Source organism: Planktothrix rubescens CCAP 1459/22, assembly GCA_904830895.1.
In the GTDB taxonomy this organism is placed as follows: domain Bacteria; phylum Cyanobacteriota; class Cyanobacteriia; order Cyanobacteriales; family Microcoleaceae; genus Planktothrix; species Planktothrix agardhii.
The window spans coordinates 2,904,698-2,921,222 of sequence record LR882958.1; the positions used below are offsets into that span (position 1 = coordinate 2,904,698).

14 protein-coding genes are annotated in these 16,525 nt (G+C 38.0%); 7 read left to right on the top strand and 7 right to left on the bottom strand.

Features of this window, described 5'->3' with window-relative positions:
• Nucleotides 1-145: 145 nt before the first annotated feature.
• The 6 genes from NMG86_RS13615 (at nt 146) to secF (ending at nt 6,861) form a co-directional block, all read left to right on the top strand.
• Nucleotides 146-376 (top strand): hypothetical protein, encoded by a 231-nt coding sequence (locus tag NMG86_RS13615; RefSeq protein ID WP_026797856.1) that lies wholly within the window; start codon nt 146-148, stop codon nt 374-376.
• Nucleotides 373-645, top strand: coding sequence for a type II toxin-antitoxin system RelE family toxin (locus NMG86_RS13620; protein ID WP_026797857.1), 273 nt, complete (start codon nt 373-375; stop codon nt 643-645). Before NMG86_RS13615 ends, NMG86_RS13620 begins: the two co-directional genes overlap by 4 nt.
• Before the next feature lie 426 nt (nt 646-1,071).
• Nucleotides 1,072-3,060 (top strand): serine/threonine-protein kinase, encoded by a 1,989-nt coding sequence (locus tag NMG86_RS13625; protein WP_026797858.1) that lies wholly within the window; start codon nt 1,072-1,074, stop codon nt 3,058-3,060.
• Between the two features lie 241 nt (nt 3,061-3,301).
• Nucleotides 3,302-4,282, top strand: a complete 981-nt coding sequence (locus NMG86_RS13630; RefSeq protein WP_026797859.1) for an alpha-ketoacid dehydrogenase subunit beta — start codon at nt 3,302-3,304, stop codon at nt 4,280-4,282.
• A 117-nt stretch (nt 4,283-4,399) separates the two neighbouring features.
• Nucleotides 4,400-5,806, top strand: coding sequence for a protein translocase subunit SecD (gene secD / locus NMG86_RS13635; RefSeq protein WP_026797860.1), 1,407 nt, complete (start codon nt 4,400-4,402; stop codon nt 5,804-5,806).
• An 86-nt stretch (nt 5,807-5,892) separates the two neighbouring features.
• On the top strand, nt 5,893-6,861 hold the full coding sequence (gene secF, locus NMG86_RS13640) for a protein translocase subunit SecF (RefSeq protein ID WP_026797861.1): 969 nt from the start codon (nt 5,893-5,895) through the stop codon (nt 6,859-6,861).
• A gap of 124 nt (nt 6,862-6,985) precedes the next feature.
• Here the strand turns inward: secF and aroH are convergent, their stop codons facing one another.
• The 6 genes from aroH to NMG86_RS13670 form a co-directional block, all read right to left on the bottom strand.
• Nucleotides 6,986-7,375 carry a chorismate mutase gene (gene aroH / locus NMG86_RS13645; protein WP_026786505.1) on the bottom strand — a complete coding sequence of 130 codons (390 nt, stop codon included), beginning with the start codon at nt 7,373-7,375 and terminating at the stop codon, nt 6,986-6,988.
• Nucleotides 7,376-7,510: 135 nt separating this feature from the next.
• Complete coding sequence (locus tag NMG86_RS13650) at nt 7,511-8,833, bottom strand: TIGR03279 family radical SAM protein (RefSeq protein ID WP_026786504.1); 1,323 nt, start codon at nt 8,831-8,833, stop codon at nt 7,511-7,513.
• 89 nt (nt 8,834-8,922) lie between these two features.
• Nucleotides 8,923-9,867, bottom strand: a complete 945-nt coding sequence (locus NMG86_RS13655; RefSeq protein WP_043936998.1) for an undecaprenyl-diphosphate phosphatase — start codon at nt 9,865-9,867, stop codon at nt 8,923-8,925.
• A gap of 21 nt (nt 9,868-9,888) precedes the next feature.
• Nucleotides 9,889-10,551, bottom strand: coding sequence for a tRNA (adenosine(37)-N6)-threonylcarbamoyltransferase complex dimerization subunit type 1 TsaB (gene tsaB / locus NMG86_RS13660; RefSeq protein WP_026786502.1), 663 nt, complete (start codon nt 10,549-10,551; stop codon nt 9,889-9,891).
• 16 nt (nt 10,552-10,567) lie between these two features.
• Complete coding sequence (locus tag NMG86_RS13665) at nt 10,568-12,301, bottom strand: serine/threonine-protein kinase (protein ID WP_026786501.1); 1,734 nt, start codon at nt 12,299-12,301, stop codon at nt 10,568-10,570.
• Between the two features lie 126 nt (nt 12,302-12,427).
• Entirely contained in the window at nt 12,428-12,679 is a 252-nt protein-coding gene (locus NMG86_RS13670; protein WP_026786500.1) for a Ycf34 family protein, read from the bottom strand.
• A gap of 112 nt (nt 12,680-12,791) precedes the next feature.
• Here NMG86_RS13670 and NMG86_RS13675 point away from each other — a divergent pair, with 112 nt between their 5' ends.
• The gene (locus NMG86_RS13675; protein WP_026797862.1) at nt 12,792-14,036 is read left to right on the top strand and encodes a tRNA nucleotidyltransferase/poly(A) polymerase-related protein; all 1,245 of its coding nucleotides are present in this window, start codon (nt 12,792-12,794) and stop codon (nt 14,034-14,036) included.
• A gap of 125 nt (nt 14,037-14,161) precedes the next feature.
• On the opposite strand, the gene NMG86_RS13680 is transcribed toward NMG86_RS13675, so the two are convergent.
• Nucleotides 14,162-16,438, bottom strand: a complete 2,277-nt coding sequence (locus NMG86_RS13680) for a GumC family protein (protein ID WP_026797863.1) — start codon at nt 16,436-16,438, stop codon at nt 14,162-14,164.
• Nucleotides 16,439-16,525: the final 87 nt, after the last annotated feature.

The following is a 16,525-nucleotide window of genomic DNA, read 5'->3' on the forward strand; positions in this document are numbered from 1 at the left end:
GCGATGGTTGTTTTAAGGGGAGTTGGTGGTGCGATCGCTTATTATAAGGTATTTTTGGTTAGTATTATTATTGGGGGGTCTTTATGGCTCACCTACTCAATGCTAAATCAGATAGAATAGGGTGATATCTCTATTGCCTGGAATCATGACTGAACTACTCAAGCAAGTCATTGCAGAAATCCAAGAACTTCCTGCCGACCAGCAAGATGCGATCGCATTGCGTCTTATGGCTGAACTGAAAGATGAACAGAAATGGACAAAGCAGTTTGAATCAACCACAGACGAGCAGTGGGATCGATTGGCTGACATGGTTCGGCAGGAAATCTCAGACGGTGACACCGTTTCATTGGATGAAGTCTTTCCGGTCAAGTCATGAAATCGAGTGCCACAAAAGCGTTTCGTAAATGCCTCGATCGACTTCCCGCATCAGTGCAAGAGCAGGCTGATAAAGCTTATGAACTTTGGTGCGAAGATCCGTACCACAACAGTTTGCAGTTCAAGCGGGTAAGTCAACGCCAACCGATTTATTCTGCTCGTGTCAGCATCGACTATCGAGTTCTAGGGTTGCTGGAGGTAGACGACCACATTTATTGGTTCTGGATTGGGGCGCACGATGAGTACGATGAGTTGCTGAAAAGACTGTAGTTTCTAGTCACTCCGTTGGTGCACGGTCTAACAACGCTCATGCACCCGACCGTTGAGAGGTGATCGGTGAGGTTCGAGAAGTGATCTGCGGCGGGTGATGGGCACCGTTAGGGGGAAATTGAGGTGCGATCGCTTGTTTGAGAATGTAGGGGGGATGGTAGTGCGATCGCTTTTGTGGGGAAATTTAGGTCCGATCGCTTATTAAGTAGGTGGTCATAATTAAAGTTAAAACAATAAAGGCTGTAAGTCTTTCAGGATAAGGGTTTTACTTTTTGTTTTGTTGACGTTATTTATGCCCACCTACTTATAAGGTATTTTTGGATGCTTGTCTTGCTAAACATCAACCAAAAATAAATTACATTACTATAATTTTAGACAAGAATTTTATTAGAGCTAATTTTCAAATATTAATGGATTAATTTTACTATGAACTACTGTTTAAATCCTTTTTGTAGAAATCCCCAGAATCCTGATGGAACAATTGTTTGTTTATCTTGTCAGAAAACTATTTTACTGGATAATCGTTATCTTCCAATTTCTTTTTTAGGTAGTGGAGGACAAGGGAGAAATTATTTAGCAATAGATGAAAAAACTCCTACTAAAAAACGTTGTGTAATTAAACAATTTTGTCCTCATCCTAATATAGCAAATGATCCTAATAATTTACAAAAAGCGACTGAATTATTTAACCGTGAAGCAACGGTTTTAGATCAATTAGGGGATGAATCTCCACAAATTCCTCGTTTACTAGCACATTTACAACAGGAAGGTTTTTTATATTTAGTTCAAGAATTTATTGATGGTGAAAATTTGTTACAAGAATTAAATCAAAAAGGTAGTTTTTCTGAATGGGAAATTAATGAATTTTTACATGATATTTTACCTGTCTTAAAATTTATTCATAAAAAAGGGGTAATTCACCGAGATATTAAGCCAGAAAATATAATGAGGAGAAAAGATGGTTTATTAGTATTAATTGATTTTGGTTTATCAAAAGATTTAAGTCAAACTGTCATGGCTGTGGGTACAATTGGCGGTACAATGGGTTATGCACCACAAGAACAATTACTCTATGGTGAGGCTTATTTTGCCAGTGATTTATATGCTTTAGGTGCTACTTGTATTCATTTATTAACAGGAATACCTCCTCATCAATTATATAATCCAATGAAAAAATGTTGGTTATGGCAAGATATTTTAAGTCAAAAAGGGATACAAGTTAGTAATAATCTAAGTCAAATTTTAGATAAGATGTTAAAGATTGATGTTAGTAAGAGATATCAGTCTGTTGATGAGGTTTTAGAGATTTTACAACCTGTTAAAACTGTGGTTGTGGGTGTTGTAAATAAACCTAAGCCAAATATTGTTAACAAGTTATTGAATATTTTTGGTGTTTATCCTTATTTAAAATCTAGTCAAACTCTTGATATTAATTTAGACAAAAAAAACAGTAATTCATATCAAAAAACACCTTATAAGATTGAATTTCATCCTGACGGTCAAAGTTTAGCAATTTCTTATCATACGGGAATTGATCTATGGAATTGGAGAACAGGTAATTTAATTACTACTTATAAAGGAGGACATTATTTTGCTCTACATCCTAATGGAAAAATGATTGCTACAATAGATGGATCGTTTGGCCACAAAATTAATATTTTGGAAACAGATACAGGTAATCAAATAAAAACTTTAACATTAGGTCATTATGGTTATTTAGATGATTCTCTTGTAATTAGTCCTGATGGCAAATTAATTGTTACTGTTATTTCAGGTACATTTGTTCGGGATCAAGATAATTTATCATACGATGGTAAACACATTGTAATATGGAATATTCAATCAGAAGAAAAAGTATATTATTTAGGATGTCATTATTTTCTTGAAAATTCATGTTTATCATTTAGCCCTAATAGTCAAATTTTGGCTAGTTCAGGTGGTGATGGACTTATTAATTTATGGGATATGAAAACAGGAAATTTAATTATAACAATAAAAGATTCTACATGGAATTTAGGCTTATTGAAAGATGCTTATTTTGGGATGAAAAACTCTTATAAGGTTGGAATTGCTATAAATAAAAGTATCTCATTTAACCCACAAGAAAGTATTTTAGCAAGTGGAGGATGGGATAATTTAATTAAACTTTGGAATCCTAAAAATGGTCAATTAATAAAAACCTTATCAGGACATCAAGACGCGATTAATTCTATTGCTTTTAGTCCCGATGGTCAATTATTAGCTAGTGGAAGTAATGACAATACCGTTAAAATTTGGGATGTACAAACAGGAGAAATATTATATAGTTTAAATGAACATACAGGTTATGTTAATTGTGTGGCTTTTAGTCCTGATGGTCAAGTTTTAGCAAGTGCAAGTAATGATCAAACTATTAAAATCTGGCAGTTAAATTAGAATATTTTAGCTTTTTGATGTGTAGAGGCGTTTAAGGTGCGATCGCTTTTTTAAGGGGAGTTGGTGGTGCGATCGCCCATATTGAGAATCAATAATCATGACTGGGATAGGTAGTTCCGAGGAAAGTTCCAAAATCCTAGTGGGACTCAGACCTAAAAAGCATAATTTGGAATAAGGGGGCTTTGAACTCAATCTTTTGCTAAGATTAGCTGTGATCCACGCTCGCTTATCAACAATTGCAATGGCACCAACCCTACTTTTTAACGCCCTGAAACAAGCAACCGATGAAGAAATGGCTCGTGACCCCAGAGTGTTCGTGTTGGGGGAAGATGTGGGTCAATATGGCGGTTCCTATAAAGTTACTAAGGATCTTTATGAAAAATACGGGGATTTGCGGGTTTTAGATACTCCGATTGCCGAAAATAGTTTTACAGGAATGGCTGTTGGTGCTGCAATGACTGGGTTGCGGCCGATTATTGAAGGCATGAATATGGGATTTTTGTTACTCGCCTTCAACCAAATTGCTAACAACGGCGGAATGCTGCGCTATACTTCCGGGGGAAATTTTAAAATGCCCCTGGTGATTCGTGGCCCTGGAGGTGTGGGCCGTCAACTGGGGGCGGAACACTCCCAACGCTTAGAATCCTATTTCCAGTCTGTTCCCGGCTTAAAAATGGTCGCCTGTTCGACTCCCTATAATGCTAAGGGATTAATGAAAGCGGCGATTAGAGATGATAACCCGGTGCTATTTTTTGAGCACGTTCTGTTATACAACCTCAAGGAAGAAATCCCCGACGAGGAATATATTGTTCCTATTGATAAGGCGGAAATAGTCAGACGGGGGAAAGATGTAACAATTCTGACCTATTCTCGGATGCGCCATCATGTCATGCAAGCGGTTCCTACTCTGGTCAAACAGGGTTATGATCCAGAAGTGATTGATTTAATTTCTCTTAAACCTCTCGATTTTGACACGATTGGGGAATCTATTCGCAAAACCCATCGGGTAGTTATCGTGGAAGAATGTATGAAAACCGGGGGACTGGGGGCGGAAATTACGGCTTCAATTAATGATCGTCTATTTGATGAATTGGATGCACCTGTATTAAGATTGGCGTCTCAAGATATTCCTACACCTTATAACGGTGCTTTAGAACGACTGACTATTGTGCAACCGGAACAAATTGTTGAGGGAGTTAAATCAATTATCAGTTATCAGTAATCAGTGATCAGTGCAAGAGTTAAAAGTTAAGAGTTACTCAACTGTTCACTGTTCAATGATTACTGTTACGGGCGAGGAGACCTCGCCCCTACGATTGATTACTAATTATTGATAAAAATGCGAAAACAACGTTCGGCTTTAATTCTGATTTTGGTGATGGTGATCGGCTCTATTATTGTGTTAACTAATGTTCCCTTTCGATTGGGTTTAGATTTACGGGGAGGTTCCCAGCTTACTGTTCAATTAAAACCTTCGGAAGCGGTTCCTGTGATTGATGAACGGGTTTTGACCTCGGTTCAAAGTGTGATTGAAAATCGGGTGAATGAACTGGGGGTATCGGAATCTGTGGTACAAACGGTGGGAGAGAATCAGATTATCGTGCAGTTACCTGGGGTGAATGACCCAGGGGAAGCCGAACGAGTCTTAGGAGGAACGGCGCAGTTAGATTTCCGGGAACAAAAATCGGGAACTGAACAACAGTTAGCTGTGGAATTTCAAGTCCAACAGGAAATTAAACAACAAATTGAAGCTGCTAAAAAACAGGGAAATTCTAAAGATTTAGCCGCTGCCATAGAATCTTTAAATAGAAGTAATGATGCGATTTCTCAACTCTATAATAGTCCTCTTTTGAGGGGTCAAGATTTAAAAGACGCCTATCCTGAACCCGTACAAGGAGGAGGGAACTGGAATATTGGTTTAGTTTTTAGTTCTGAAGGGGGGGACAAGTTCGCTGAACTGACTAAAAATTTAGCGGGAACTGGTCGAACTATTGGGATTTTTCTGGATAATAGTTTATTAAGTTCTCCGTCGGTTCCGGTGGATTTTGCGGATACGGGAATTGTCGGGGGTCGGGCGGTAATTACGGGCAGATTTAGCGCCGAAGAAGCTAGTTCTTTGGCCGTACAATTGCGCGGGGGAGCTTTACCTGTTCCGGTGGAAATTGTCGAAAACCGCACCGTTGGGGCTACCCTGGGACGGGATAGTATTCAACGCAGTATTTATGCTGGGGTGACGGGTTTAATTCTAGTCCTGATTTTCATGATTGTTTATTATCGCTTACCCGGATTAATTGCGGATTTTTCTTTAATTATTTACGCCTTATTAAGTTTAGCCCTATTTAATTTATTGGGTGTAACTTTGACCTTACCAGGAATTGCGGGATTTATTCTAAGTATTGGGATGGCGGTGGATGCTAATGTTTTAATCTTTGAACGCACCCGTGAGGAATTGAGGGCGGGAAAAACCTTATATCGTTCTGTGGAATCGGGTTTTTATCGGGCATTTGGTAGTATTTTAGATGGTAACGTGACAACAGTTATTGCTTGTGTTGCCCTGTTTTGGTTCGGAACCGGGTTAGTCAAAGGTTTTGCTTTAACCTTGGGATTAGGGGTGGTGGTGAGTATGTTTACTGCTATTACTTGTAGTCGTAGTTTCCTATTTATAGCTATTGATTTCCCAGAGTTAAGAAAACCCGAATTGTTTTGTCCAAATTTGAAAAAGAATTTATCAGTAATCAGTTATTAGATTACTCTGACGGGCGAGAAAACCTCGCCCCTACAACTGATTACTGATTACTCTTAAACTGATAACTGATAACTGATAACTGATTTATGGCTTTTAGTGTTATTAAACAACGCAACTTATGGTGGGCGATTTCCAGTGCGATTATTCTAGCGGGAATTATCGCCATGGGGATTTCTTGGAGTCGGCCAGATATTGGCGCTCCGTTACGTCCGGCTTTGGATTTTGTGGGTGGAACTCGTCTACAATTAGAACTAGATTGTTCGGTTCCAAATAATTGTGACGGCCCGATTGATATTGCTCAAGTTCGGGAAGTTTTAGCAACTCAAGGTTTAGCAAATAGTTCGATTCAACTGTTAGATAAAGATTCGGGTAAAAAAGATAAACAAATTGTTTCAATTCGCACGAAAACTTTAAACGTTGATGAAAGAAGCAATTTACAATCGGCTTTAAGTCAAAAAATTGGAGCATTTGACCCGAAAGGAATTCAAATTGATACCGTTGGCCCCACCGTGGGTCGTCAAATTTTTATATCGGGATTAACCGCCTTATTATTAGCTTTTGCCGGAATCACGGTTTATTTAACCTTTCGGTTTAAGTTTGATTATGCCTTTTTTGCCTTTGTTGCTTTATTCCATGATGTTCTGATTACCGTGGGAATTTTTTCAATTTTAGGCTTAGTTTTAGGGGTAGAAGTTGATAGTTTATTTCTGGTTTCTCTCTTGACAATTGTGGGATTTTCTGTTAACGATACGGTGGTGATTTATGACCGGGTTCGGGAAGTGATTGCCCGAAATCCTGATCTGCATATTAATCAAGTGGTTGATGATGCCGTAGACCAAACTTTAACCCGGTCTATTAATACCACTTTAACCACTCTATTGCCCTTAACTTGTATTTTCTTGTTTGGTGGTGATACCCTGAAATATTTTGCTTTAGCCTTATTAGTGGGATTTATTGCTGGAGCTTATTCTAGTATTTTTATTGCTAGTACCATGTTAGCTTGGTGGCGCGATCGCAAATCCGATCCAGTTACCTTAGCTACTGAAAAAGAATAAATTGATGATTCTTTTCCCAGTATCATTGTCATGCTATTAATATTAGCTTTAAGAAGGGATAGGGAATAGAAAATAAGGGATAAAACACTTTACCATTTCCCATTGCCTATTCCCTATGGCCTATTTAAGAAGAATGAATTGGGCTTAAATTCCAGTCGGGACGGAGGTTTTCTGCACCTCTTAAATAGGGGTGATAAACTTGGGTTTTATCGCTGGATAAGTTAACATGAACTAAGAAGCGAATACATTTTTCTAAACTGCCTGCGACGTGCATTTGTTGAACATCTAATAAAGGAACATTGTGCCAAAGAGGACGTTCCCTGGCAATGGCAGCGGGAAAAATTACATCTAAATCTTTAGTAACAGAAAACGTCATACTAATAATTTCATTAGGATCAAGTTGGTTGCGGGTTTCCAATTCGTCTAATAATTCTATGACCGCTTCTCGAATGGCGGTAACTGAATTTTCTGAAACCGTCGTTGCGCCACGAATTGCTCGAACTCGCCAGTTCACAAATAGAATCCTCCGCGATTAAAATATTGATTTCTCCCAGTTTAGCAATACCAGGAGACAAGAAGAAAATTTCAACCCAATTCTTTTTGTTTAAACTGGTCTAGGGTCAAACGGATTAATTTTCGTTTCTATCGGTTAATCCCCCATGGCCGTTGAGAGCAATTCCTGAACATTACTGACGGGAAAAATGGGAATTTGCAGTTGTTCAGCGAGTTCTGCCACGGTCATATCATCGAGAAATATGGCTTCTCCCTGTTTGAGCATCACTGAGGGTAATAAAATTCCATCTCCTAATATTTTTCCGGTTAATTTTTGTCGTAAATCCTGTCCGGTTAATAGACCAGTTACGGTGATTTCTTGACCCCAATATTGACTAGCTAAGGCAACTAAATTTACCGTTAGTCCTGAAATTTCATTTAAGGATTTTACCAGAGGTTGAAAGGCTTTTTCCACCGCATTTCCCACCACCCAAGTAAATTGACGGGGGGTAGAACAAGATTGAATTGGATAGTCTTTTACCGTTTGTTCAAATTCTTTGATAAATTTGCGAATCGAACCCACACCATTACCAATTTGAGGATAATCTTGATAATGGGATTCGGGGGGTAATTCTGCCCCGGCAATTAAAAAGAGTTCATCGGCAATCCAAACACAGGTTGACCCTAATTCCTGTTGAAATTTTTGTTGTAAATTCTGAACTTGGGTAATAATTTCTTGGGCTTTTTCTGGGGTGACGGGAATTAATTCATCTTGATTTGGACGAAAGCGAGTTAACCCCACCGGAACCACGGCAACGGAGGCAACGGTGGGGATTCTTCCGCGATGAAATTGGGCTAAATCTAAAATCGTTTTTTCGAGGTGTTTTCCATCATTAATTCCGGGGCAAACGACGACTTGAGCATGAATTTGTAAGCGATTTTTTTTAAACCATTTGAGTTGATCTAAAATCTGTCCTGCCCGGTTATTTTTTAATAACTTAATTCTGATCTCTGGTTCGGTGGCATGAACGGAAACGTACAGGGGAGAAAGGCGCATTTGAGCAATTCTATCCCATTCTTTTGGCGATAAATTAGTTAAGGTTAAATAGGAACCATAAAGAAAACTTAGGCGATAATCGTCATCTTTGAGATAGAGGGTTTCCCGTTTTCCTGGGGGTTGTTGATCGATAAAACAAAAGGGACAACGATTATTACATTGAATTAATCTATCAAATAAAGCGGATTGAAATTCTAATCCTAAATTCTGATCATAGTCTTTTTCTATTTCGATTTTATGGGTTTTTCCTTGGGTATCTAATACTTCTAATTCTAAAAATTCATCGGCACACAAAAATTGATAATCAATTAAATCACGGGGTTGTTGTCCGTTGATAGAAATAATTGCATCTCCGGCTTCAAAGCCAATTTCTGCGGCGATGGAATCGGGTAATACTGTTGTAATTTTAGCGGGATTAATCATAGGGAATTACGAATTACGAATTACGAATTACGAATTACGAATTACGAACAGAAAGACGCGCCGTGGCACGTCTCTACGGAATTGTGATTCTAAATATTTTTTAATGCACCTCCTAATACCGCCGTTAGAATAGCAACTCCAAAGGCGAGACGATACCAAACAAAAATCCAGGTGCTTTTGCTTTGTAAATATCGAATTAACCAAGCAATTGATAGATAGGAAAAAATCGTGGCGGAAATTAAACCCACCAACAGAGGCAAGATTTCTATATTTCCAATGCCATCAACAAACACCGATTTTAATTCCACAATTCCCGCTAAGGTAATGGCTGGAATTCCTAATAAAAAGGAAAATCGGGCGGCGGTTGCCCGTTCCAAACCTAGGAATAATCCGGCGGTAATGGTAGAACCTGAACGAGATACCCCTGGAATTAAAGCTAAGGTTTGCGCTAATCCCATTAATATTCCATCTCGCGGTGTTAGATGTTCAAAATCGCGCTTTCTGGTTCCTATTTTTTCCGCTAATCCTAATAAAAATGCCATCACAATAGAAGCGATCGCAATCACTTCCAAACTCCGCAATGGAGAGTTATCATAATCGGGAATAAAGATTTTAATTAAAAGCCCAAAAAACACAATTGGAATCGTACCCAAACCAATGCCCAAAGCTAAACGAAAGTCTACGGAATCATAATCTTTTTTTTGAATCGCCTGCCATGAGCCTGTAACAACTTGAGTTAAATCTTGCCAAAAAAACCAAACCACCGCCGCAATACTGCCTAACTGAATAATCGCCGTAAATTCAATACCCGGATCTCCCCAACCTAAGATCACGGGAATTACTTTTAAATGGGCGGTACTGCTAATCGGTAAAAATTCCGTTAATCCTTGAATTAATCCCAAGAAAAATGCCTGTAATATATTGATTTGGGTTGTCACTTCTGGAGCAGATGGAGCTTGAATTAGGAGATTGTTTATGGCTAAGTTACGGAATAAATCAGTCAAATACTCAGAGGAATCAATTATGCTCAACATGACATTTTTCCAGAATTTTTTTTAGAGGTCTACGGGATGTTGTCCGTAATAGGGTAGAGCTTCTGACCAATGGGGTTGTTTTCCTGATTTCCAATCTAAATACCCTAATTCTAGTAATTGGATTGCAGTTTCTCCTAACCCTGATTCTATCTGCACCCGATGATAGGAATTGTCATAAGAGGCTAAGGTTTGTTCCCACTGTTTAGGGGACATAACCTGATCGGTTAATAGGGGAACTAAACCAAAATCGGTTGCTCTATTTTTACCATAAATTGCTACAAAAAGTTGACCTCTTTGCGCCCGCATTTCTAAGGCAATGACTGAATGTTTATCTTGATTTTGTATCAAGTTAAGCTGTTCTTTTTGAGCGATCGCTGCTAAACTAGAAATCGCAAAAATAGGAATATTCAACTGTTGGGCTAAGGTGCGGGCCGTAACTACCCCAATCCGAGTTCCGGTAAAACTTCCTGGCCCTTTAGCCACCGCAATCCATCCCAAATCTAACCAAGTTTGAGGCTGAATAAACTCTAACAAATACTGGTGTAGTTGGGTAGATAAATCCCGTCCTAACGCCCAGGATTGACAGCGTTTAACGTCCTGAAAATTACTGATGGCTAATCCCAAATCAGGACTACTGGTATGGATGGCTAAACCGTAACAGGTTTGGGCGGAAATAGATGGCACGTTGTTTAAACTTAGGTTAAGAGGAATGACGGGAAAAGAAAATAGGCATGGACATAAATAAGCCCGCTAAGATTATACCAAAAGATCCGTGCACCCAAATTCTTAAGTCTAACCAGCCAAATACTAAAAACAAAGTAGTGATCGTAATAAATAGTTGATTGAGATTCAGGGGATGGGTACGATTAACCTGATATTTAACCCCCCAAAATCCTGCCGCAATTAATAACGAAATGATAGGTTTTAAGATAATAATTTTATCGGTAAAAATAAAAACAATCATTGCCATCATTAAGGCATCCATCCAAAATTCTCGCCTTTGAATTTGGTCAATCCAAAATAAGGGAGATTTGAGTTGGGATAATTTATATTTAAACAGTGCAATATTATTTTTAAATCTAATAACTTTATTCTGAAACTTAGTTTTTTTGTCTACTTTTAACCAAAATTCCCATTCAGGAATACCACGATTATTGACTCGTCCCAAAAGTTTAACTTTCTCAATATTATTTAGTTGAAAATTAGTCAATTCATAACCAATAATAGGGACTAATTTTTGATAATCAATCTCTTTATATTGATCTCTATTTAAAACAATTGTTAACTGATTAATCTGGGTTTTATTCACCTGTACTTGAACAATTCCATCGGGTTCTAAACGCTTTTTAATTGCCTCTTGAATTTGAGTGATTTTATCAATAAATTTTGCTGAAGGAATTTCGGCTATTTCAGGGGTTTTATCAACAGGAATCGCAGGAGAAGGGTTAATTAATTCCGGCTGTTCTAATAAAGGTTTAAACCCAATTTCAGGATTAATTGTTAATCCGGGCATCGGCTGCACATAATCTGGTTTGGGATTAATTTGTTGTAATATTGCTGCCGCCGAATGGTAACGGTGACGGGTTGCACCGTGCAACATTTTATCTAAAATAGAACCTAATTGATCACTAACCGGAGTTTTTAAATAATCTCGCCAAACCCAATTTCCTTCCGCACTATCAAATAAATCAAAGGGCGGAACATCTGTCAGTAAATGAATACAAGTCACTCCTAAACTATATAAATCACTGGCAAAAACCGCTTTTCCCATTAATTGTTCGGGGGCGGTATAGGCCGCACTACCAATTACAGTTCCAGTTTTTGGCAACATTCCCCCTGTGACTAATTTAGCTGCCCCAAAATCGACTAAAACTAGATTTCCAGTAGTTTTTTTAATATTAAATCGACGAATAATATTTTCAGGTTTAATATCTCTATGAATAACTTTATGCTCTTGAATAAACTGTAAAACTGGTAATAAATTCTTTAAAATAATCATAATTTTTTCTTGATCAAAGGCTCCTTTTTCTTGCAACTCCTGAGCTAAATTTTTACCTTCTATAAACTCTTGAACTAAATATTGATAGCCTTCTTGTTGAAAATAACCTAAACCCTGGGGAATTTGGGGATGCTGTCCCAAGGTTTGTAATCGTTCGGCTTCCTGTTGAAATAGTTCTGTAGATTTTTCCGTATTTCTACTTTGGGGGAAAAATTGCTTAATCACACAATCGAAGGTTCCGGTTTGACTCTGATCAACCGCTAAAAATGTCCGACCAAATCCCCCCTGTCCAATTAATTTTATCCCTCGATAAATGACAGATTCACCCTGATCAGACACAGAATTAAGTAACAATTTAGATCCACAATTCTGACAAAACTTGCCATCATCAGAATTCTGTGGATTAGAACAATTGGGATTAAAACAATAACTCATTATTAATACCGCGATTAAAGCTATTAACTGTTAACTGTTAACTCTTAATTGGTACGGGCGGGTTCTTTTAGATCTTTGTTAATTACCGCGCATCTTGATGAACCCGCCCCTACAACTGATGACTGATTAAGTCGGAATTAATTCCCCTGGTCTTAATTTCGCCCATTTACCGTTTTCTGCTGTAAAACTCAGACATCCGACTACATCCCATTCTATTTCAATATCTTGGTTATTAGGGGTACGAATATTGACGTTAATGGTGGGTTCGGTCGGTTCAAAGGTGGGATTTTCAGTCAAATGACGTTCTTGATGCTGGATTTCTACTGCGTGGTAGGTGGTACAGTCATCAACATAATAACAATTCACACAAATACACATAATTTTCTCCTCTGTATTTGTCCAGGGCGGAAACAATTGCCCATCCCTTTGATGTTAATTTAACTTAGGTAGCCTGAAACTGGCTGGATTATGAACGTTGATTTTTATTGCTATGTCTAAAGCTTTACCTGATGTCTTCTCTCCCGCCCGTTGGCCGTTTGAACTGAGTCAGTTACCCCAACCCGCTTATTTAGTCGGGGGTGCTGTGCGAGATGGGTTAGTCGGTCGCACCGTGACGGATTTGGATTTGGATTTTGTCCTGTTACAAGATGCGGTTCAAACAGCACGAACCCTAGCTAAATATTATGGCGCTGGTTTTGTGTTATTGGATGCGGAACGGCAAATTGCCCGGGTTGTCTTTAAAAACATAACGGTTGACTTTGCTCAAGCTGAAGGCAATAGTTTAGAACAGGATTTACGTCGCCGGGATTTTACTGTAAATGCGATCGCTTTTGATCCCTTTACAAAAACCTTTATTGATCCTAACAAGGGTCAAGAAGATTTACAACGGCGTTTAATTAAAATGATTTCTCCTGACAATTTGCAAGATGATCCCTTACGATTATTAAGGGGATATCGTCAAGCGGCTCAATTAGGATTTGAAATTGAGGCTGAAACAAAGGCTGCAATTCAAGTATTTTCCCCGTTGTTAAGTCAAGTTGCAGTTGAGCGCATTCGCACGGAATTAGTCTATTTATTAAATACCCCCAACGCCACGAATATAATACAACAATCTTGGGAAGTGGGCTTAATTTCTCCTTGGTTTAATAACGCAAATCAACAGTTTCAGCAATTATTACAGATGGATTTATCGGCGAAAAAATTAGGAAAAATTTATCCCCAATTATCCCAGGAATTATCCCAAGGATTACGGGAAACTTTAAAAATATCGCTTTTGGGAATAGCAAAATTAAGTTGTTTATGCAATCAAAATACAACTCTAGCTGAAGCGGAATTATTAAAGTTGAAGTTTAGTAAAATAGAATTAAAAAGTGTTTTAGCAATTCTCAAGGGTCAATCGCAAATCAATCTTTTGAAAACCAGAGCATTATCTTTAAGAGAACAATATTTTCTATTCCAAGGGTTAGGAATATTATTTCCGGCTTTAATTGTTAGTGCGATGGCGGCTGGATTTTCCTTAGATAGTCTTTCCCCTTTAATTAATCGTTATCTCAATTCTGATGATCCTGTCGCCTATCCGCAATTATTATTAACTGGGAATGAATTAATGGAAGCATTAAACTTACGTCCGAGTCCTAAAATTGGAGAACTTTTATTAGAAATTCAGTTAGGACAAATTGAAGGGAAAGTCACAACGATTGAAGAAGCGATCGCTTTTGCTCAAAAATTATTATAAGATGGCATCGGACTTTTTCCCCCGTCCTGCTAATCCCCCCACTACCAATAAACTAAATAGTCCAAACCAGCCGAATTTCATGCAATATTTCACTCAAATAAATCAACCCGAATTCAACAACTTTTTTAATAATCCCGATAATAATGGGTTTCCTGTTTATCCCCGTTAGCAACCATTCCTAATACGGGAACCCCGGCGGTGTTAATTTCTCTCAAGGCTAAACTAAAGGCTTCTCGGTCGGTTTTTCCTAAACCTACAACCATCATTAACCCATCGGTATGAGGGGCTAATAAATTGGCATCGGCTAACCCTAAAATTGGGGCGGTATCGTAGATAATTAAATCGTAGGATTCCTGCAATTGTTTCATTAACTCCTGCATCGGTTTTGAGGATAATAACCGAGTCGGGTCGGGATAGAATTGTCCGGCGGTTAACACTGATAAATTCGCCTCTGAAGTGACCTGTTTAATCACGGTTTTAAAATCTAATTTTTGAGTTAAAATATTAGTTAATCCCAATTGATTTGTGATTTCTAATAGGGTATGAATCCGAGGACAACGCAGGTCAGCATCGACTAATAAAACCCGTTGACCCATGGCGGCGGCTCCCTGGGCTAAATTCATAGCAATGGTTGATTTTCCATCGGCGGGAGTGGCGGAAGTAATCACACAAGAGCGCACAGAACCTTCAGGGTTTAAGAGACGTAAATTAGTATTTAAAGCTCGGAATGCCTCTTGGAATGGACTACAAGCGGGGTAGGTGAGATCAGAAATATCAATAATTGGTGCAACTGAACCGGGAAGGATTAAGGCTTCATTACTAGCTGGAATTACCCCTAATAATGGTAAAGAAATCCTATCGGTAACTTCGTGGGTTGTACGATAAACATTGTTAAATCGTTCTAGGATTTGAGCCGTAATTACCCCTAAAAATAACCCAGCTAATCCCCCTAGAGCTAGATTTAAAGGAACATTAGGAGAAACCGTAATTAATTCTCCATTTATATTACTGGGAATCCGAGGATGGGCAATTAATTCCCAAGGTTCCGACTTGACTTTAGGAACAACTTGGAGTTGCATTTCTTGAGATTTATTATTCAGTTCTGTTAATTGATTTGTAGTATTTTTTAACTGTTGTTGTAAATCATTATATCGACCCAAAACCCCTGGAAATACTTGAGAATATTGGTTAAATTGTTGAGTGGCTTTTTCTAAAACTTGATTTCTCACCTTCAGCATTTCAATATTATTCGCCGCCAAAATTAACTGCTGAATTAGTCCCATGCGGATCGAATCTTGAAACCGAATAATATTAGGATCGACTTGATTGGTATTTGAGCCTAATACATTTTTAGCTTCTTTTTCTAATAAGGGAAGTATTTGCGATCGCTGATCCAATAAGGCTTGAATTTGCGGTGCTGTTCCTTTAAAACGGGCGGATTCAATCGCTATTTGTGTTTCTAATTTTAATAACTCTTGAAGTAACCCTTGATATTGGGGAGATTGAGTTAAGGCGGATGCAAGTAACGCTTGTTCTGGTTTTAATCCCAATTGTTTTTGTAAATATTGATATTGAGATTCTTGTTCAACAAGTTGGGATTGAGCTTCTAATTTTTGAGCTTGTAATTCACTCTTTTGTTTGAATAAATATTCAGTTTGTAGTTTCGGGTCAATAAAATTATATTGTTGTTGGAGTTTCTCAATTCCTTGTTTAATTTGGGGTAGTTTTTTCTCTAAGGTAGCAATTTGCGCCTGAATTAATTTTAATTGCTGTTCTTTTTGTTGATCTTTTACATCTTTAGGATGACTATATTTCAAGTAACCTTCAGCTATTTTTTCTAAAACAAATTGGACTTTTTGAGGTTCGGAATCTTGATAACTGACTTCAAAAATTCGGGTTTGTTTTAAGGGTTTAATCGCCAGGTTATCATTTCCCCAAAATGTTTGTCCAGTTTTTTGATTAAATAGAGAATCATAAGTAACTTCAGGATAGCGGGTTTGAATCCCTTTGAGAATTCCCGACATTAATTTGGGACTTTGTAAAATTTCCAGTTGGGAATAATAATCGAGGTCTGAATTTTTTTCTGAATTCGAGTCTAAGCTCCCCTCGTTTTCGGAGGGTTGGGGGGGGGAAGTTTGGGGATTAGTTTCAACTAAAATTTGAAATGACCCTTTATATTCCGGGGTTAGATTAATTGTCCACAGATAAACTCCAGCAGTAACGGCCGTTGTCACCCCTAAAACAGCAATCGCTCGTTTCCATAAAACCTGAAAAAAATTAGATTTTTCTTCATCATATCCAGGGTATAAATCAGGATCATAATATAAAATTTCTCCCGATGGATGTAAGGTTTTTCTAGTATTTTTATCAACAGAGAGTTGAGATAATTTTTTATTTTTCATATTAATTTTTGGGGTAATTTCAACAATTTCAGTTTTGTATAGCAGTCGCCATAAGTTTAGAATCTGGATTCTCGCCAAAGCGGGAAT